Below are 18,908 nucleotides of genomic sequence, written 5' to 3' on the forward strand. Positions count from 1 at the left end.
AAATAGTAATGAATATTGTGAATATTATTGAAATTAAAGAGGGATTTTGCTTGTTAGTGATGAATAATAGAATCAGGTGATGAATTTTTTATCAAAGGACATCTGATGAAGGGAGTGTTTTCATTTGCTAGAATTTTATAAACACGTATTTGATTCGACCTATGACGGCCTATGTATTTTCGATGCAGACGGATACGGTATCGCAATCAATAAGGCTGGATGCAGAATTTGTTCGTACACTGAATCAGAGTTTGTCGGTACAAATGTAAAAGATGCTTTAAAAAGGGGAGATATAAACATCTCGGTTTCCCAGGCAGTCGTAAAATACAAAAAACCCACTACACAAGTCGTCAATATTAGGGGGACGGATGTGTTACTTACTGGGAGCCCAATAAAAAATGAAAAAGGCCAAATTACACACGTGGTTTTAAACATTCGCGATATCGCAGAATTGAACAAACTCAAAGTCGATCAAATCCTATCGATTGCTCTTAAAATGAAGCATCATGACAGAGACAACATGAAAATTCATGAAGAGATCCCGGTTTATGATGGTATTGTTGCCAAAAGCCCAGCATTTCGAAAAATCCTTGCTATAGGTGCAAAAATTGCTCAAGTGGATACAACTGTCCTTATTCATGGCGAATCAGGAACAGGTAAAGAAGTGCTATTAAATTACATCCATCGGCTTAGCAAACGAGAAAATCAACCATTAATAAAGGTGAATTGTGCAGCTATTCCTCCAAATCTACTTGAATCAGAGCTATTTGGATACGAAAAGGGAGCCTTTACAGGGGCTGACAGCCGCGGGAAGCCAGGGTTATTTGAACAGGCAGACGGGGGGACCATCTTTCTAGATGAAATTGGAGACATGCCTCTTGATTTGCAGGTCAAGCTTTTACGGGTTCTACAAGAATTTGAAATTACGAGAATTGGCGGAAGGAAAAGCATCAAAATCAATGTACGTGTTGTCTCTGCAACGAATAAAAACCTTGAACAACTCGTAAATGAAGGGAGCTTCAGACAAGATTTATTTTATCGTTTGAATATCATTCCGATTACGATTCCGCCGCTACGTGAAAGATTGGAGGATATTGCCCCGCTAGCCTTCCACTTCATGCAAAAAACGAATAAAAAATATGGTTTAACAAAGAGATTCGCTGATGATACGATTCATTTATTTGAAGATTACGAGTGGCCCGGAAATATCCGCGAGATGGAAAACTTAATTGAGCGGTTAGCTGTGACCATTGATCATGATAATATTCAATGGACTGATCTCCCTTTCCTTAATTCTAGTAAAGGAAACCCTCATCAGCGGTCCTTGAAAAAGATTCTGCAAGACCTGGAGAAAAAAATCATTTTAGAAAATTTAAAGGAATATAAGACAACTCGTAAAACAGCGGATGTGCTGGGCATCAGTCAATCCTCACTTGTAAAAAAGCTGCAGCGTTTGAAATAGCCTGTGGCACAAAAATTGCATCCTTATAAAAACAGGAAGTCGATTTTATCAATTCTTTTATAAGGGGGCAGTTAATCATGAATACGTCGAATGTTTATGTGCTTGGCGGATACCAAACCGATTTTTCAAAAAATTGGGCGCGAGAAGAAAAAGACATTTTTGATCTATTAAAATCCAGTGTGGAGGGCGCACTTCAGGCAACAAAAATTGATCCGAGTGAAGTGGATGTTTGCCATATCGGAAATTTTATTGGAGAGCTGGGGAGTAAACAAGGACAGCTTGGCGGATTGTTTGCGTCGATTCATCCCGCATTTTCCGGCATTCCTGCAAGTCGCCATGAAGCAGCTTGTGCATCAGGCAGTATCGCCATACTGGCGGCAACAGCCGATCTTGAGTCTGGCCGTTATGATTTGGCTTGTGTAACTGGGGTGGAAATGCTGCGCAATATATCGGGAGAACAAACGGCCAATAACCTTGGGGTTGCCTGTTGGACAGGTCGAGAGGCACAAGACGCTACCTATCCTTGGCCCTATTTGTTTAACCGGTTAGTCGATGTCTATGACGAGCGCTACGGGATTCACTACGAACACTTGGCTGAAATTGCCAGAATCAATCTTGAAAATGCAAAGCGAAACCCAAATGCGCAAACCCGAAATTGGCAATTCAATGAATATAGCTTTATAGAAAATGACGAGCATAACCATGTGATTGAAGGTCGTGTCCGCCGCCAGGATTGCGGGCAGGTCACAGACGGCGGAGCAACAATCTTTCTCGCATCCGAAAAATACGCAAAGGCATATGCCGCACGCCATCAGCTGGCATTAGAAACAATCCCTGTCATTAAAGGATGGGGCCATAAGACAGCGCCGATGCTGCTCGAAGACAAGCTAAAGGAAAGTGCGGAGCAACGGTACGTGTTTCCACATGTCCGCCAAGCCATCGAGGACATGTTTGTACGAGCAGGTCTTAGCGGCGTGAACGATATTGATGCGATTGAGACACACGATTGTTTTTCCATCACCGAATATATGGCCATCGACCATTTCGGGATAACGGAACCCGGTGAAAACTGGAAAGCGATCGAATCAGGCGATATCGCTTTTGACGGCCGAATCCCCATCAATCCAAGCGGTGGATTAATCGGTTCAGGCCACCCTGTAGGCGCAACCGGAATCCGCATGGTCCTCGACGCCTACAAACAAGTCACCGGCACAGCAGGAACCTACCAAATAAAAGACGCAAAAAATATCGCCACACTAAACATCGGCGGAAGCGCAACCACAACCGTCTGCTTTGTGATTGGGATATAGGAAAAAACACGGGAAAACCACTGGGACGGTTCTTTTAGGGGACAATCGGAAATTTTGCGCTAAAAAAGGCACAGCTAGCGGTAATGATATGCTCCCCATAAGGTAGACAGATTAAAAAATAAAAAATCTGGCTACTTTAAGGGGAGTATTTATTATGTCTAAAAGTGCTTATTCTGCAGAGGAAAAGTTTGCAATCTTGACATCGTATTTAGAGGGGAAGTATTCGCTAAACGAAATTACTAAAATCTACAAGGTGAACAAATCCACAATTATTGACTGGAAATATAATTTTGAAAAATTTGGCACAGAAAGTCTTATAGAGTCCTCAACCTGGAAAGATTATTCTAAAGAACTAAAGTTAAACGCTATAAGAGATTGGCAGTTAACACCTTAGATGAATTTTTTGATTAACATCGACGGCACAAAATCACAAATGGCACCTTTTGGGCACCCGACAATAAAAAAAGACCGAGTGCCCTCTGGTCTATTTAAAATAAGAATTCGTCAGAACCCTTGATAGTATTGAGTTGGCGGGACCGCCTGGGAATCGAACCCAGCAAACCTGGCACGCAGGTCTCAAGCAGTTTTGAAGACTGTGGAGGACACCAGTACCCCATTCAGCCCCATGGTTGTAATTTTATCAAGATGTATGGACTATAGTAACACAGTCTTTTTACTTCTCTATCATTTGTTATCATATTACTATTTAATATGGTGGTAATCAATAGATTCAGAGTATTTGTCAATTTTTCGACAAGCTTTTTATCAGTCAAATTGGGGATAATTACCTAATCCAAGGATTCACAATAATTTGATTCTAGCTAAAGTTCTTTCGTATAATTGTAGTCAATTATGTCCAATACTTGTCTTTGTTCATAAAAACAGACTATAATAAGAAGAAAATATAGTATTTTGTAGGTGAATAGAATGCTTCATGGTTGGTTTCTATGGTTTATCCTGTTCTGGGTATTTTTCCTTGTCGGATCATTTGCCATCGGTGGATTTTTTATGTTCCGCAAGTTTTTAAAAAAGATGCCGAAAGAAGACGGCAGGTCAGTTATGGATTGGGAAGAACATTATGTAAATGAGTCTCGTCACTTATGGGGGCCTGAGGAGAAAGTTCTCCTTGAGGATTTAGTCAGTCCTGTTCCCGAGCTTTTCCGTGATGTTGCTAGACATAAAATTGCCGGTAAAATTGGCGAAATTGCCATTAAAGAAAATGCTTCAAAAATTACTCAAGACCTCGTCATTCGCGGCTATATACAAGCAACTCCAAAAAGGGATCATAAGTTTCTACGTAAAAAGCTGTTTGAAAATCGAATTGATGTTGCTCCTTTTGAGCACCTATTTTAACCGTCTAGCTAATAGACGGTTTTTATTAAACCTTAAAAAGAAAAAACTGATCCAAAAAAGGACCAGTCTCCCACATAAACCTAAACCTGTTTACCACTATGAAGCTGTTTAAAGAGTTTTTTGTAGTCCAGATACATCGCTATCCGCCATGGCACAATCATACAATAGGCGAGGAAAAAGAACATTCCGCTTAGTTCTCCAAAATCAATGGTTGAACTTAGGACAGATTTCATAATGAGGCGAACAACTAATAACCCAATTAAGATAAAAATAAATGCTTTGGAACGCTTTAGATAAATATCATTATCGCGGATCTCAAACTTTGAGGTTTTGATTAGTAAGATTGAGAAAAGCATCCCAACTATTGCTGCCTCGATCATTTCTGCTCCACTTAGTCTAAATTGCGGTTCAATATACATTAATGCCCCACTTGACATGAAAAGTGGCGGGAGGATTATCTTCAGTGCATTCGTGGGTTTCTTTGCAGCTTTCATACGGACAACCAAGGCGAGCGTGCCCATAAAAACTGCTCCAATTGAAGAAGCAACAACCAAGTTCATTAGATTCATTCCTTATCTAATATATTTTCTAACCCATTATATATCAAATGAATACATTTGAAAAAGTTAAACCCTTGATAAACACTTCCCATTTTTAACGGTACTGGCAATTGCTAGTAAAAAGGAAAAAGTCCTTTTAGGAATTTTCCAATAATAGAAATTTATATTTTAATATAATAACCTTTTCTATCTTATTCAGATAAATTAAAACCCTGTAAACCCTCCAAACATTTCTGAGAAGAATATAATAATTTTTGTCATCCAGTCAAAGAAGAGGACAATCCCCATGATAATCATTATGTAACCACCGATTTTGACAATTTTAGAGCTGTTCTTCTTAATCCAATTCATGCGACCAAGGAAGAAGGAAAGGATAAAGAATGGTATCGCAAATCCTAGTGTATAAGCGATCATATACATCATACCTGAACCTGGATTTGTCGCTGCAAGGGAGATAACAAACGAGAGAATTGGACCAGTACAAGGCGTCCAGCCCGCTGCAAAAGCCATTCCAATTAATACCGAGCCAAAATATCCTGAAGGACGATTTTTAAATTCAATGCGGCGATCCTTCATCATAAATTGCGGGTTTAAAATTCCAACGATAACTAATCCAAAGAAAACAATAAAAATCCCGCCTAGTTGACGAATAAGGTCTTTATACTGTAAGAAGAAACTTCCTAGAAACGAAGTTCCAAAACCAATAGCAATAAAAATAATCGAAAAGCCTAATAGGAAAAATAATGTGTGGAGTAGACTCCGCTTTTGAAGCATGGCATTTTCGCTTTTCAGTTCCCCAACCGACATACCAGTAATGTACGAGAGAAATGCAGGATAAAGCGGTAAACAACAAGGTGATATAAAACTTAAAAATCCTGCTCCTAATGCTAAAAATATATTTACATCTGACATATTAACACTCCCACTATAGTCGATACGTTTATATTCTAACAAATGTTTGATATAAAAGATAATGGTTAACTTGAATATTTTGTGTCGTCGCCTGTTTTTCTGAATCCCTAAAAAAATCCCCTTATTAATGTATATTGGATATTTATTTACAAATGTCTTTGAAAAAATTTACATCATAGGTTATACTAGTAAAACCAGTCCCAATTTGATATATTCGAATTCTATTCATACCATAATTTAGGAGTTATTCGGAAAGGACATCAGCCGTGACAAAAAATGATTTAGTGACATTAATTGAAAAAAAACGAGCTGAATTAATTCAAGTCGCCATTACTAACGGCTTGACATCCTCCGTTGCCATTCGTTACAGCCAGGAACTCGATCATCTTTTAAATGAATATCATAGAGTATATATAAAAAAGATTCCATCTTCAGCTTGTTAACAGTAAAAGTCAAATAGAAATAAATTTTAAGAACTAGTAAAAGCCTGGCTGAACCGCCAGGCTTTTTTCATCATCTAACAACTAGTGTCCTTCGCTCTTGCTTTACGCCTCACGTTATTAATTCACAACATCCCTAAGACGTTCCACAGAACCGTTCTGTAAAAGAAACATCTTATGATACAAACCACCTTGGGCAAGCAGCTCCTGATGATTTCCTCGTTCAACGATTTCTCCTTGATGTAATACTAAAATTAAATCCGCATCCTGAATGGTTGAGAGTCGATGAGCAATAGCGATCGTTGTTCTCCCTTTGCGCATTTTCGATAGGGCGGTTTGAATCGCTTCTTCTGTTTCTGTATCAATATTGGCAGTTGCCTCATCCAATACCAAAATTTTGGGATTCGCCGCAATCGTTCGCGCAAAAGCAATTAATTGCCTTTGACCGCTTGAAAATGTGGTACCACGCTCGACTACTTTGTGGTCAAACCCGTCATCTAGTTTTTCGATGAATGTATGGGCCTGGACAAACCTTGCTGCCTCTTCTACTTGCGCATCCGACATGGTTTCCTGGTGAAGGCGGATATTCTCCTTGATTGTCCCGTAGAATAAAAAGGGATCCTGTAGGACTAGCCCCATTTTCTCCCTAAGTTCTGCTTTTGTAAAATCACGAATCGATTGACCATCAATGAAAATGTCCCCTCGTTCATATTCATAGAACCTCATCAATAAATTAATAATCGAGCTTTTTCCACTGCCGGTATGGCCAACGAGTGCAACGGTTTCACCTGGATTGGCGGTGAAGGTAATCGATTTTAGCACATCCTGTTTCCCATTATAGGAAAAACTTAAATTCTTAAATTCAATCTTTCCTTGTTCAATTGAAATGGTCTTCTCTTCCCTTTGCAGTGGTGCTAATTCGTCCTCATCCAACAGTTTGAAGACACGCGAACCTGCCACAATCGCTTGTTGGTACAAGGAAAGCCTCATCATCATCTGATTGACCGGTTCGAAAAAGCGATCCAAGTAATTAATGAAGGCATAAACCACACCGATTTCCACTACATTGTTCAAAGAAGTAATCCCAAAATAACTTAATACAATGATTAAACCCAAAATATAGATTAGATCAATCGCTGGTCTTAACAATAGACCATCAATTTTGATATTTTTCATTCCTGCCTGGTAGTGTTGGTCATTAATAGCTCCAAATTCAGCCCGGAGCCGTTTTTCCTGACGAAACACTTGAACAATTCCCATACCTGATAATGATTCACTGAGCTTGGCATTTAACTGGCTTAGTCGTTCACGCATATCGAGGTAAAATCGTGAACTTAATTTTCTATAAAGGTTCATGACAAACATTAATAACGGCAGAATGACGACACATAATAATCCTAGTTTGATATTCAGAATAAACATCGCAATAAAAATACCAATTAATAAAAATCCACCTTGGATAAACGTAGCAATAACGGTAACAAACATATCTTTAATGGCTTCGGTATCATTGGTTACCCTTGAAACAATACTTCCTGCAGGTGTTTTATCAAAGTACTTTAAGCCCAGTGACTGGACTTTAGAAAAAACATCAATGCGTAGCTGTTGGATAATTTTTAAAGCAAGCTCTTGGAATTTAACAAATTGAAAAAACATCAGGATCGCTTTGATGATTTGAATGGCCATATAGGTGGAGCCTAGAATTAAAAGCGGCTGAAACGCAAGCTTTCCAGGGGTTAAATAATCATCAATAAATATTTTCACGATAATTGGCAATACAATATCTCCGACGGTTGTTAATAGTAAGAAGATAAATGCCAATACAAGGAGTTTTTTATGTGGGCTTGTATAGGACAGAAGCCGGAATAAAATCTTTCTTTGTTCACGTTCGGTGAGCTGTGTGTTTTCTTCCACCTTAATGTCCCCCATGCTCGACCAGCTCTTCCAATTGCTGGCGTAAATACATTTCCTTATACCATCCATCTGATTCCATCAAATCTTCATGGATACCTCTTTCAACAATCTTACCATCCTCAAGAACAAGAATAAGATCTGCATGTTGAATGGCGCTTAATCGGTGTGAGGTAATAATGGTGGTTTTCCCTTCTCTGTTCTCTCTTAAAGAAGAAAGAATGGCTTCTTCCGTTTTCGCATCAACAGCAGATAATGAATCGTCGAGGACCAGGACTTCCGGATTCATCAACAAAGCCCGTGCAATCGAAATCCTTTGTTTCTGCCCTCCCGATAAAGACACACCCCGTTCTCCAACAATCGTATGGTAACCATCTATAAATTGAAGGATGTCCTCATGAATATTAGCAAGCCTAGCAGCATTCTCGATTTCTTTCGTTGATGCATTTGGGTTAGTAAAGGCAATGTTTTCACCGACAGAGGCTGAAAACAAGAAATGATCTTGTGGAACATACCCGATAGCTTCGCGTAGTTTTTCGAGTTTATATTCTTTCAGAGCTTTTCCACCAAACATAATCTCACCATCATAGCGATCAAATTCACGTATAAGGAGCTTTAAGAGAGTTGTTTTTCCAGCACCTGTTTTCCCAACAATCCCAAGTGTTTCCCCTGTATGTAATATGAAATTAATATCTTTTAAAACCGGTATTGTTTCCCCGGGATAAGTAAAATCCGCAAGCTTGTATTCGATATCACCTTCCGGCACGACATTTAAAGCTTTCTCGTCATCGGAGATGTCTACTTTTTCTTGAAAGAGCAAGGAAACCCGGTCATATGAAGCACTCCCCCGCTCAACAATGTTAAATAGCCAACCAAAAGCAAGCATTGGCCAGACGAGTAACCCTAAATAAGTAGTAAACGATAGTAATTGCCCAATCGTTAATTCCCCATTTAGGACGTACTTCGCTCCAAACACAATCGATAAAAAGAAGGAAATTCCCACAATAATCGAAATCGTCGGATCGAAAAGAGAATCAATTTTTGCAACTGTAATATTTTTTTGGACAACGTCCTCGGATTGCTTACGAAAATCCTCAATGTCTTCCTTTTCTTGACCAAAGGTTTTAATTACTTTAATCCCGGTGATACTTTCCTGAGTCTTATCATTTAAAGATGAAAATGCTTCTTGTGCTTGATAAAAGGTTCGATGAAGCATCGTTCCAAACCAGCTCGTAAGGATTACCATAAGGGGCATCGGAATTAAACAGATTAATGTTAATTTCCAACTTATTGTAAAAGCCATCGCAGCAATGACAAACCCGCCAGTTGAAAGAGAATCAACGAACGTTAACACGCCAACACCTGCTGTCTGCTGAATTGCCTGCAGATCATTGGTAGCATGTGCCATCAGGTCTCCAATCCGACGTTTTTGGTAGAAGGCTGGTGACATATTAGTAAAATGCTGATAGAGACGATTTCGAAGCAATTTACTAAGCTTTACCGATGAACCGAAAATCATAATCCTCCAATAGTAGCGAAGGAAATACATGGCCAAAGCTACAACGACGAGCACACCCATCCACTGACCAAGTAATCCAATAGTCATCGAGCCATCGTTAATATGGTCGGCAATGACCCCAATTATTTTTGGCGGCACCAGCTGTAATATCGCTACAATCATTAAGATGAATATCCCTGAAAGATACGCTTTTTTCTCTTGTTTAAAATACCAGCCTAATTCTAAAAATACTTTCATTCAAACGCCCCCAAGACAAAAGAAAATCGTTCTCCTAAAATTGTGCACCGGAAAATTAATCCAACTGACTGAGGTTTCATTTTACCAAATTTTTATAAAATGATAAAGATTTAGAATTTAAAATACGCCACGAAAAAAGCACTCATTATATGAGTGCTTGTCCGTATTATTTTGATTGTTGCTTGTTCATAGCAGCCATCATTTGGTTGATTTTCTTTTGTGATGGTTTTTGACCCATTTGCATCATCATCATTTTTAACATTTGTTCATTGATTGGTGGATTTTTCTTTAAATAGCTCATCATATATTTACGAGCAATGAAAAATCCTAGTGCTACACCAGCTGCTAATGCTAGTATACCAACTAGAATGTAATATAACATATTCAACTTCCTCCTTCGTGTTGTCTATCTTACAGTGTACTAAATTATACACGATTAGACAATATCTGCGATTAGATAAATTTTCTTTCCTTTATTGGCTTTAACCAGCCGTAACGTTGATGTTTGAGGTCTAACGCCAAAAAAGAAGACTCACACTTTCTTAATACTTCAAAAAAAGCCGTCTCTGCTTCATAACTGCCCTGGGCATCAATTGTAATTAAGTCTTGGAATACTTCTAACTTTGCCGTACTTAGTTTTCCACTTAATTCAATTGAATATGCACCATGCTCTGCTTTAAATCCCTTAATTTTCCCAAGCTGCTTTTGAATGAGCTGATGAATTTTAAGTACCTCTACTTTTTTGGTTATATAGGAAATTTGTTTTTGTGTAATAAATTTAAGCTCGCCGTTTGCTTTTTGGTGCTCATGAAAAAGCTGAAAAAACAATCGCTCTCTTCCGAAGTAATGGGTCGCAAATTCATCTTCTATTAAATATAGCTGATATTTTCTCACCACTGTTCTCTCCTTCGTTGATTACCCTTTTTACTATTATAAAAAAAGTCAAACGTAACTTTTGTCTTTCGGCGGCAAAAACTTTCACTATTTTTGTCGATTAGCAGGATTCTAAGCAATTCTTTTATAAATTCGGTAGATTTATTGAATTTTCCTTTTAATAAATGGCATTGTTCAAAAAATTGTAAAAAAATTAAGCGTAAAAAAAGAAGAACGGAATTATCCGTTCTCCCTAATACTTCAATATTAACTATTGTTGCAAAAGTACTTTCACACGAGCTACCACATTGCTTACCGTAAAGCCAAACTCTTCCATAATCTTTTCTCCAGGCGCTGAAGCTCCGAAATGATCGATTGCTAATACATCGCCTTCGTCACCAGTATATTTGTGCCAGCCAAAGGATGCTCCCACTTCAATTCCAAGACGCTTTTTCACATTTCTTGGTAGCACAGACTCTTTGTATTCTTTGGATTGCTGCTCGAAGCGATCCCATGAAGGCATACTTACAACTGAAACATGGACACCCTCGCCCGCTAGAGCTTTTTGAGCTTCAACTGCAAGGCTTACTTCTGAACCAGTTGCCAGTATTAATGCATCCGGAGTATCCCTTTCTGATGGTGAAACAACATATGCTCCTTTTGAAACACCCTCATATGCATTTGTATCTGTTCCTTTTAACGTTGGCAAATCTTGACGAGTCAAAACAAGTGCTGTTGGTTTGTTTGTTGACTCAACTGCAAGTTTCCAAGCGGCGGCTGTTTCATTGCCATCGGCAGGACGAATAATTGATAATCCTGACATCGCACGTAATGCTGCAAGCTGTTCAACTGGCTCATGTGTTGGTCCGTCTTCCCCGACAGCAATACTGTCATGGGTGAATACATACGTAACAGGTAAGCCCATTAACGCTGCTAGACGAATTGCAGGACGTAAGTAGTCAGAGAAAACAAAGAAGGTTCCGCCAAATACTTTCACCCCGCCATGAAGAGCTATACCGTTCATAGCTGCTCCCATTCCAAATTCACGAACGCCAAACCAGATATTGCGGCCTTCATAGGAACCAGGCATAAAATCAGTTGTACCCTTAATCATCGTTTTATTCGAGCCGGCAAGGTCCGCTGATCCACCAATAAAAATTGGTAAATTCTTAGCAATTCCATTTAAGACTTCACCTGAAGAAGCACGGCTTGCCAAGCTTTTTCCTTCAGCATAAACCGGAATATCTTTGTCCCAACCTTCAGGAAGTTCATTATTTAATGCTTGTTCTAGCTGTGTAGCGAGTTCAGGATACTCTTTTTTATATTGAGCGAAAAGATCATTCCACTCTTTTTCCTTTTTCTCACCATTTTCAACGATTAGCTTCTGGAAGTTATCATAAACCTCTTGCGGCACATGGAAATCTTCTTCAAAGGTCCATTTATAGGCCTCTTTTGTAAGCTTTAGTTCATTTGCTCCCAGTGGTGAACCATGTACACCTGAAGTTCCAGCACGGTTTGGTGAGCCGTATCCAATGACTGTTCTTACTTCAATCATTGTTGGTCTGTCTAAATCATTTCTCGCTTCTTCAAGAGCTTTTGCAATTTCTTCAAGATTGTTGCCATCTTCGACTCGAACATATTGCCAGCCATAGGATAGGAAGCGATCTTTGACACTTTCTGAAAATGACTTATTTAAGTCTCCATCAAGAGAGATATCATTTGAATCATATAGGACTACCAATCGACCAAGTTTCAAGTGTCCTGCTAATGAAGCTGCCTCAGCAGATACACCCTCCATTAAATCTCCATCTCCACAGATGCTGTATGTAAAATGGTTCACAAGTTCATATTTATCTTTATTATAAACACTTGCCACATGGCGTTCTGCCATTGCCATTCCAACTGCCATCGCAATCCCCTGACCTAGTGGACCAGTGGTTGCTTCAACACCCTCTGTGTGGCCATATTCCGGGTGACCAGGCGTTTTTGAGCCCCATTGACGAAATTGTTTTAGATCATCCATTGTTAAGTTGAAACCGGACAAATGAAGCATGCTGTATAACAATGCTGAACCATGGCCAGCCGATAAGACAAAACGGTCACGGTTAAACCAGTGAGGATTTTTGGGATTTTGGTTTAAGAACCTCGTCCATAAAGTATAAGCCATTGGCGCCGCACCCATCGGCATCCCTGGATGTCCTGAGTTTGCTTTCTCAATCGCATCAATCGCAAGTGTTCGAATTGAAGTTACAGATAAATCATCAATAGTATTAAACATGAATTACATCCTTTCCTAATCACTAGGTTACTAAATACATTTCAATTTTATATTGCTACCGTTATTTATTCAACAAATAGCATAAAATAAGAAACAAATATCACTTTGCTTCTTATTTTGACACAGAAATAGTCACAATATGTAATAAAGGAATACAAAAAAATGTATTCCTGAACTTTTAATGAAGTGTATTTTTTTTCCTAGCTTTAATTTTTTCTGGTGTTACATCGTTTCCTTCGGGATCAATAAACTTGGTGTTGGTAAGAGTATCTAGCATATTCGAACGGAAAGTAGCTAAATATTCACTTCTAAGTCTCGATTGCTCTTTAGCTTCTATTTCAGTCAATCCCGTTGCCTTTGCTTTACGCGCCAGTTCATTTATTCTAGCCATCTTTTCTTTTGAAAGCATTCAAGGACCTTCCTTTCAACTATTTACATGACACCTGATTTTACTAAAAAAAAAACCTAATGACAAGGCATTAGGCTTTCTCTTCTTGTGATTCAATATATTCCTGATACCTTCTATGAACCGTGGCTTTAGAAATATTAAACCCAAACCCTCTAAGGGTTGCGGCTATTTCCGAAAATATTAAACCATTTTTTCTTAACCGGACAATTTCTTCAATTGGTACTTCAATTTTCTCCCGTCCGGAAGCTTCACCGAGGTTTTTTAAATTTTTTTCTGGTTTATACCCTTTCTGGACTGCTCGCTTCATTCCACGCTTAATTTTGGCATTATGTAGTTTTCGTTGGTACTCTTCTACCATACTTACGATATTCAAAACCATGGAATCAGATTCTGAAAGCTGTAATTCCCCACTATGGGAGATACTATAAAGTTTTATATTTTCTTTTAATATACAATGCAAGAGGGCAATTTTTGCATTTCCTCGTCCGAGACGTGTTTCATCCTGTATTAAGATAGCTTGTACTTGCTTTTCTTTAATACGTTCTAATAATTGAAAAATCCCTTCCCGGTCGAAATCATAGCCACTTGCCTTTTCTTTAATTACCCGATCAATCTCAAAGTGATAGGTGTTGGCTAATTGGATTAATTCCTCTTCCTGGCGCTTTAATGATGTTTCTTGGGTTTCTTTTTTGGTACTGACACGGCAGTAAATGATTGCTTTCATAAAAATCCCTTTCTATTCTTCAAGCGCACTAGCTAATTCTTTTGTAGATGAGGCTTCTTTACTGACAGGAATGATGATTTCTTCTCCAGGAAAAATTTTATCTTCGTCAATTTCATTATGCTTTTTTATCCAAGCAACAAATTCCTTGTTTGACAAAGAATGCTGATTTGAAAACTGATCAGATATTTCCCAAAGCGAATCTCCCTCTGCGATAGTAACTTTTAAATACTCAATCTGATCGTTTGAATGATGTTGAATTGATAATATGAATGAAAGTGAACAGCTTAATATTATAAGAGTAATAGCATAGGAGTATTTGTTCCATAATTTTTTCATAATAAACACCTCGAATAGGAATGTACGTTCGTTTTATATTTTTATTATAAACCGAACATTCGTTTGTTGTCAATTATTTTTTCGAACTTATGTTTGTATAAAAAAAGCGAACATGTTATAATAAAGTAAACATAAACTAGGCGAGGTGGATTTTATCATGGCTAAAATATCAAAGCGGCAGCAGGATATCTTAGATTTCATTAAAAGTGAGGTTAAGAGTAAAGGATATCCCCCTTCAGTAAGGGAAATTGGAGAAGCGGTTGGACTTGCATCCAGTTCTACTGTTCACGGTCATCTAGCAAGATTGGAAAGCAAAGGACTAATTCGGCGAGATCCAACTAAACCAAGAGCAATTGAAATATTAGAGGCAGATGTGGCTGCGCATATACCAAGGAATGCTGTAGTCAATGTTCCGGTGGTCGGTAAAGTAACTGCAGGACTGCCAATTACCGCTATTGAAAATGTAGAAGAATTTTTCCCGCTTCCAGAAAGACTTGCACCTGCTGATGAGCAAGTTTTCATGCTGGAAATCATGGGTGAGAGTATGATAGAGGCCGGGATACTAAACGGTGATTATGTTATTGTTAAGCAGCAGCCAACCGCAAATAACGGGGATATTGTTGTAGCGATGACCGAGGAAGACGAAGCCACCTGTAAGAGATTTTTCAAAGAAAAAGATTACATACGCCTGCAGCCGGAAAATTCTACAATGGACCCGATAATATTGAGGAATGTATCCATTTTAGGGAAAGTCATTGGTGTTTACCGGCATTTACATTAAGTTTAAGAGAGTTGGCATTTTTGATGCCGGCTCTTTTTTTGGTTCGTGTTCCTATCACCAAAGAAATCAATTAATATGAATTCGGATAGAGCGAATAATTAAAAAGGAGTAGCCAGAAAGCCACTCCTCAAATCACCTTATTTTGCTATTCTCGCTTGTATTTCAGATAATCTCACCTTAAACAATACATTATAAACGATTGTACCCTCTTCAATAAAGGTGGTATGTGAGACATACACTCCTTTAAAGGTTCTACATTGTTCATCAAATAGAAAACATTCCTGACCTTTTGCGCCTGATTCTATCAAACTTAAAATAAGGTCAGGCTTCTTATACGTCTTTACTCGTAGTATTTCTTGGGTTAGAGCATTACAAATTTGCAATTTATACAATTAGAGCACCTCCCAAATGTTTTCAACTTAAGCATATATTATTTAGGATTAAAGGAACGGTAAGAATTGTGAATTTTTAAAGAACATCAACAACTCTTTAATAATACTCTATTCCTTTAACTTTTATTTAGAATGATTGGGGAGGATTAGTTTGAAAAAGAGCGAGACATAGAAAAGCCCTGACGCTAGGCGCCAGGGCTTTGGTGATATTAATACATGCTCATATATTGATCGCGTTCCCATTGGTGAACGACTGTTCTAAACATATCCCACTCGATTTCTTTTGCTTCAACAAAGTGTTCCATAATGTGATCGCCAAGACCTGAAACAATTACTTCGTCAGCTTTTAGTTGATCTAATGCTTGATCAAGTGTGGCAGGAAGATCGATGATTCCTTCTTCAATTCTTTCTTCCTTGCTCATTACATAGATGTTTCTGTCAACTGGTGCTGGAGGAGTTAATTTGTTTTTAATTCCGTCTAATCCTGCTTTTAGAAGCACAGCCATTGCTAAGTATGGGTTTGCTGCAGGGTCAACGCTACGAACCTCAACACGAGTACTCAATCCACGTGATGCCGGGATACGAACTAATGGTGAACGGTTTCTAGATGACCAAGCTACATAACATGGTGCTTCATAGCCAGGAACAAGTCGCTTATAAGAGTTTACAGTTGGATTTGTTACAGCTGTAAAGGCTGGAGCATGCTTTAGAATTCCAGCGATGAATTGACGTGAAGTTTCGCTCATGTCTAAGTCGCCACCTGGCTCATAGAATGCATTTTCGCCATTTTTAAATAATGAAAGGTTCATGTGCATTCCAGATCCGTTTACTCCGTATAATGGTTTTGGCATAAAGGTTGCGTGCAAGCCATGTTTACGTGCAATTGTTTTAACAACTAATTTAAACGTTTGGATTTGGTCACATGCTGTTAATGCATCCGCATATTTAAAATCAATTTCATGCTGACCTGGCGCTACTTCATGGTGAGAAGCTTCAATTTCAAAGCCCATTTCTTCTAACTCAAGAACGATATCACGACGGCAGTTTTCACCTAAATCTGTTGGTGCTAAGTCAAAATAACCACCTTGGTCATTCAATTCTAGACTTGGTTCACCTTTTTCATCTAATTTAAATAAGAAGAATTCAGGCTCAGGTCCTAAGTTAAAGTTAGTGAAACCTAACTCTTCCATTTCTCTTAATACTCTTCTTAAGTTGTTACGAGGATCACCTTCAAATGGTTTTCCTTCTGGAGTGTAAATATCACAAATTAAACGGGCAACTTTCCCTTTTTCTGCTGTCCACGGGAATACCACCCATGTATTAAGGTCAGGATATAGTAACATATCAGATTCTTCAATTCGTACGAAACCTTCAATGGAAGAACCGTCAAACATCATTTTGTTATCAAGTGCTTTTTCTAATTGGCTAATAGGAATTTCCACGTTTTTAATTGTTCCAAGGATATCTGTGAATTGTAAACGAATAAATTTCACGTTTTCTTCAACTGCTAATCTTTTAATATCATCTCTTGAATACTTTGTCATTTTCTTACCCCCTATTTTTTAAAAAGAAGTCCCACTACTAATGGAAGAATCTTGAAATATCTCCTTGACGTAATGAGGATCGATTATTTCGACCTGAATGCATCATTTCGTTTCGAAGTAGCTTTCTAAGCTGTTCATCTGTTAATTCACGTTTTGTCTTAATTGATTGTTGCTCAAGAATGATTGATTGCTGTTCTTTCACTAGGAACAATTGTTTAATGCCAGCCATATTGACACCTTGATCGATTAAATCCTTAATTTCTAGAAGCCTATCAATATCATTCAGACAATATAGACGTCTATTCCCCTCGGTTCTTGCAGGAGAAATCAATTGGTGTTCTTCGTAGTATCGAATTTGCCTGGCTGTAAGTTCGGTTAGCTGCATGACTGTTCCAATTGGAAACAGTGGCATCGAACGGCGAATTTCCTTTCCACTCACTTAATTCCTCCTCCCCTTGGGTTATTTATATTGTTATTATATTTCGTGTTAGAAAAGTTGTCAATGATATGTTAGGTTTTCTTACATGAAATTTTTAAAAAAATTGGACAACTTAAAATCGCTGTCCATTTGGGTATTATTTTTTAAAACAGTTCAATTAATCTTTTATCCGTTAAGTGATCAATGGCAAGGCAAACAGCCATCTTAACGTGCGCGTATGTTAAACCACCCTGTACATACGCAACATAGGGCGGTCTAATCGGCCCATCTGCCGTCAGCTCAATGCTTGCTCCCTGTATAAAGGTCCCTGCTGCCATAATAACATCGTCCTCATACCCAGGCATATAGCTGGCATGAGGGGTGACATATGAATTAATCGGGGAAGCAAATTGAATAGCCTGACAGAAAGCAATCATTTTTTCTCGGTCATCAAACTGGACTGACTGAATTAAGTCGGTCCGTTTCGCATCCCATTTTGGTGAAGAATTCATGCCTAATTTCTCCAACATAGCCGCTGTGAATACTGCCCCTTTTAGTGCCTGACCGACCACATGAGGTGCTAAGAAGAAACCCTGATACATTTCTTGAAGACTATACAAGGATGCTCCCGCTTCCGCTCCAATCCCCGGTGATGTCATTCGGTAGGAACATGCTTCTACCCATTGTTTTTTCCCAACGATATAGCCGCCAGTTTTCACCAGCCCGCCGCCCGGGTTTTTGATCAGTGACCCTGCCATTAAGTCCGCACCTACATGACAAGGCTCGGTCTCCTCAACAAATTCCCCGTAACAATTATCAACAAAAACGACGACATCCTGTTTTATTTCTTTTACAAATGCAATCATTTCAGCTATTTCCGCAATCGTAAAGGATGGCCTCGTCGCATAACCTTTGGAGCGTTGAATCCCAATCATTTTCGTGTTCGGTTTTATTTTCTCTGCAACCGAATCCCAGTTTATTCTGCCCTCATGAGTCAGCGCGACACTATCATACGAAATTCCAAATTCCTTTAAAGAGCCGACACCGTTTCCGCGAAGTCCGACGATTTCTTCAAGCGTATCATAGGGTTTTCCCGTAATATATAGAAGTTCATCCCCTGGGCGAAGAACGCCAAATAAAGCGATCGATATAGCATGTGTGCCGGAAATGATTTGCGGCCGAACAAGTCCTGCTTCTCCTCCAAAAACGTCTGCATAGATTAATTCCAATGTATCTCTGCCAATATCGTCATAGCCATAGCCGGTCGAGGGGAAAAAATGTGAATCACTGACACGATGTTTTTGATAGCTCTTTAAGACCCGAAATTGATTGGTTTCAATTCTACTGTCTATTTCTTTATGTACTTTTGTGATTTGTTGTTCGACTGCTTCTACAAGCGGCTGAAGCTTTTCCCCATTTTTTAACTGTTGAAACATGTTGTAACTCCTA

The 18,908-nt window shown here is 38.7% G+C and carries 20 protein-coding genes and 1 tRNA gene; 6 read left to right on the forward strand and 15 right to left on the reverse strand.

Going from position 1 to position 18,908, the window contains the following annotated elements; genetic code table 11:
- Positions 1-124: 124 nt before the first annotated feature.
- The 3 genes from BDR01S_RS01385 (at position 125) to BDR01S_RS01395 (ending at position 3,166) form a co-directional block, all read left to right on the forward strand.
- The gene (locus BDR01S_RS01385; protein WP_066252943.1) at positions 125-1,462 is read left to right on the forward strand and encodes a sigma-54 interaction domain-containing protein; all 1,338 of its coding nucleotides are present in this window, start codon (positions 125-127) and stop codon (positions 1,460-1,462) included.
- Positions 1,463-1,539: 77 nt separating this feature from the next.
- Complete coding sequence (locus tag BDR01S_RS01390; RefSeq protein WP_066252941.1) at positions 1,540-2,772, forward strand: acetyl-CoA acetyltransferase; 1,233 nt, start codon at positions 1,540-1,542, stop codon at positions 2,770-2,772.
- A gap of 154 nt (positions 2,773-2,926) precedes the next feature.
- Complete coding sequence (locus BDR01S_RS01395) at positions 2,927-3,166, forward strand: helix-turn-helix domain-containing protein (protein WP_066252937.1); 240 nt, start codon at positions 2,927-2,929, stop codon at positions 3,164-3,166.
- Positions 3,167-3,300: 134 nt separating this feature from the next.
- On the opposite strand, the gene BDR01S_RS25175 is transcribed toward BDR01S_RS01395, so the two are convergent.
- A tRNA-Sec gene (locus BDR01S_RS25175) sits at positions 3,301-3,397 on the reverse strand.
- Between the two features lie 302 nt (positions 3,398-3,699).
- Between BDR01S_RS25175 and BDR01S_RS01400 the strand changes: the two genes are divergently transcribed.
- On the forward strand, positions 3,700-4,125 hold the full coding sequence (locus tag BDR01S_RS01400; protein WP_066252934.1) for a DUF2621 domain-containing protein: 426 nt from the start codon (positions 3,700-3,702) through the stop codon (positions 4,123-4,125).
- 80 nt (positions 4,126-4,205) lie between these two features.
- Here BDR01S_RS01400 and BDR01S_RS01405 read toward each other — a convergent pair whose 3' ends face one another.
- Complete coding sequence (locus BDR01S_RS01405; RefSeq protein WP_066252931.1) at positions 4,206-4,685, reverse strand: CcdC family protein; 480 nt, start codon at positions 4,683-4,685, stop codon at positions 4,206-4,208.
- A gap of 204 nt (positions 4,686-4,889) precedes the next feature.
- The gene (locus BDR01S_RS01410) at positions 4,890-5,597 is read right to left on the reverse strand and encodes a cytochrome c biogenesis CcdA family protein (RefSeq protein ID WP_066252929.1); all 708 of its coding nucleotides are present in this window, start codon (positions 5,595-5,597) and stop codon (positions 4,890-4,892) included.
- A gap of 266 nt (positions 5,598-5,863) precedes the next feature.
- On the opposite strand from BDR01S_RS01410, the gene BDR01S_RS01415 reads away from it, so the two are divergent.
- Positions 5,864-6,040 carry an aspartyl-phosphate phosphatase Spo0E family protein gene (locus tag BDR01S_RS01415; protein ID WP_066252926.1) on the forward strand — a complete coding sequence of 59 codons (177 nt, stop codon included), beginning with the start codon at positions 5,864-5,866 and terminating at the stop codon, positions 6,038-6,040.
- 117 nt (positions 6,041-6,157) lie between these two features.
- On the opposite strand, the gene BDR01S_RS01420 is transcribed toward BDR01S_RS01415, so the two are convergent.
- From BDR01S_RS01420 to yneA, 8 genes are all read right to left on the reverse strand, one after another.
- On the reverse strand, positions 6,158-7,966 hold the full coding sequence (locus tag BDR01S_RS01420) for an ABC transporter ATP-binding protein (RefSeq protein WP_157406087.1): 1,809 nt from the start codon (positions 7,964-7,966) through the stop codon (positions 6,158-6,160).
- Positions 7,953-9,704, reverse strand: coding sequence for an ABC transporter transmembrane domain-containing protein (locus tag BDR01S_RS01425; RefSeq protein ID WP_066252922.1), 1,752 nt, complete (start codon positions 9,702-9,704; stop codon positions 7,953-7,955). The genes BDR01S_RS01420 and BDR01S_RS01425 overlap by 14 nt, the downstream gene beginning before the upstream one ends.
- 166 nt (positions 9,705-9,870) lie before the next feature.
- Entirely contained in the window at positions 9,871-10,086 is a 216-nt protein-coding gene (locus tag BDR01S_RS01430) for a YneF family protein (protein WP_066252919.1), read from the reverse strand.
- A 71-nt stretch (positions 10,087-10,157) separates the two neighbouring features.
- Positions 10,158-10,598 carry a sporulation inhibitor of replication protein SirA gene (gene sirA, locus BDR01S_RS01435; RefSeq protein WP_066252918.1) on the reverse strand — a complete coding sequence of 147 codons (441 nt, stop codon included), beginning with the start codon at positions 10,596-10,598 and terminating at the stop codon, positions 10,158-10,160.
- Positions 10,599-10,848: 250 nt separating this feature from the next.
- On the reverse strand, positions 10,849-12,855 hold the full coding sequence (gene tkt, locus BDR01S_RS01440; protein WP_066252916.1) for a transketolase: 2,007 nt from the start codon (positions 12,853-12,855) through the stop codon (positions 10,849-10,851).
- A gap of 178 nt (positions 12,856-13,033) precedes the next feature.
- Positions 13,034-13,264, reverse strand: a complete 231-nt coding sequence (locus BDR01S_RS01445) for a DUF896 domain-containing protein (RefSeq protein WP_066252915.1) — start codon at positions 13,262-13,264, stop codon at positions 13,034-13,036.
- Positions 13,265-13,334: 70 nt separating this feature from the next.
- Positions 13,335-13,988, reverse strand: coding sequence for a YneB family resolvase-like protein (locus tag BDR01S_RS01450; RefSeq protein WP_066252913.1), 654 nt, complete (start codon positions 13,986-13,988; stop codon positions 13,335-13,337).
- A gap of 12 nt (positions 13,989-14,000) precedes the next feature.
- Positions 14,001-14,324, reverse strand: a complete 324-nt coding sequence (gene yneA / locus BDR01S_RS01455; protein ID WP_174523419.1) for a cell division suppressor protein YneA — start codon at positions 14,322-14,324, stop codon at positions 14,001-14,003.
- 157 nt (positions 14,325-14,481) lie between these two features.
- Here yneA and lexA point away from each other — a divergent pair, with 157 nt between their 5' ends.
- Complete coding sequence (gene lexA, locus BDR01S_RS01460) at positions 14,482-15,105, forward strand: transcriptional repressor LexA (protein WP_066252911.1); 624 nt, start codon at positions 14,482-14,484, stop codon at positions 15,103-15,105.
- 137 nt (positions 15,106-15,242) lie between these two features.
- Here lexA and BDR01S_RS01465 read toward each other — a convergent pair whose 3' ends face one another.
- From BDR01S_RS01465 to BDR01S_RS01480, 4 genes are all read right to left on the reverse strand, one after another.
- Positions 15,243-15,497, reverse strand: a complete 255-nt coding sequence (locus BDR01S_RS01465; RefSeq protein WP_066252910.1) for a hypothetical protein — start codon at positions 15,495-15,497, stop codon at positions 15,243-15,245.
- Positions 15,498-15,706: 209 nt separating this feature from the next.
- The gene (glnA, locus tag BDR01S_RS01470) at positions 15,707-17,041 is read right to left on the reverse strand and encodes a type I glutamate--ammonia ligase (RefSeq protein WP_066252908.1); all 1,335 of its coding nucleotides are present in this window, start codon (positions 17,039-17,041) and stop codon (positions 15,707-15,709) included.
- A 37-nt stretch (positions 17,042-17,078) separates the two neighbouring features.
- Positions 17,079-17,480 (reverse strand): MerR family transcriptional regulator, encoded by a 402-nt coding sequence (locus BDR01S_RS01475; RefSeq protein WP_066252907.1) that lies wholly within the window; start codon positions 17,478-17,480, stop codon positions 17,079-17,081.
- 143 nt (positions 17,481-17,623) lie between these two features.
- The gene (locus BDR01S_RS01480; protein ID WP_066252904.1) at positions 17,624-18,895 is read right to left on the reverse strand and encodes a methionine gamma-lyase family protein; all 1,272 of its coding nucleotides are present in this window, start codon (positions 18,893-18,895) and stop codon (positions 17,624-17,626) included.
- Between the last annotated feature and the right edge of the window lie 13 nt (positions 18,896-18,908).

It is taken from the genome of Neobacillus drentensis NBRC 102427, from assembly GCF_001591445.1.
Classification (GTDB): Bacteria; Bacillota; Bacilli; order Bacillales; family Cytobacillaceae; genus Neobacillus; species Neobacillus drentensis.